This is a genomic window from Sapientia aquatica, assembly GCF_004358105.1.
In the GTDB taxonomy this organism is placed as follows: domain Bacteria; phylum Pseudomonadota; class Gammaproteobacteria; order Burkholderiales; family Burkholderiaceae_D; genus Solimicrobium; species Solimicrobium aquaticum.
On the sequence record NZ_SMYL01000055.1, the window covers coordinates 1 to 554 of the forward strand.

Genomic DNA, 554 nt, shown 5'->3' on the forward strand with positions numbered 1-554 from the left:
CCTCATCCTTCCACTCCCTTCTCTCCTCCTTTCCTCCTCCTTCTCCTGCCTTCTTCCCCGCCCCCCCTTCCGTTTTCCCCTCCCCCCCCTCCTCTCCCCCTCCTCCACCCCTCCTCATGCCTCTTTTCGCCGCCCTGCTCCCCCTTCTTCCCTCCCCCCTTCTCTCCCCTTGCTTTTCTTTTTCCCTTTCTCCCCCCTTCTCTTCCCTTCCCTCCTCCTCCTCTTCCTTCTCCCTCCTCCTCCCCCCTCCTCTTCCTTTTTCCTCTCCCTTTCTCCCCCTTTTCTTCTTTTTTTCCCTCCTCTTCTCCTTTTCACCCTCCCTTCTCTTTTCTCCCCCCTTTCCCCCTTTCCCCTTTCCTGGCCGCGTCGCTGGCCGCGGCACTCCGCCCCCGTCCTCTGCCCCGCTTGGCCGCACGCTTGTCGGCGGCCCCCCCGGTGGCCACTTGCCTGACGCCCGCTTCCGTGGCGCGTTACGGCTGCCCCCTTGAGCTCGCTCCGGCATGTCTAGCCATAACGGTAACCCCGACCACGGCGCCATTATTAGTGGTAGATCG

1 protein-coding gene is annotated in these 554 nt (G+C 62.8%); it reads right to left on the bottom strand.

Translation table 11 applies throughout. From position 1 onward, the window contains the following. The coding region (locus E2I14_RS19220; protein ID WP_206105695.1) for a hypothetical protein at positions 1 to 382 on the bottom strand (382 nt) is incomplete at its 3' end. Positions 383 to 554 lie beyond the last annotated feature (172 nt).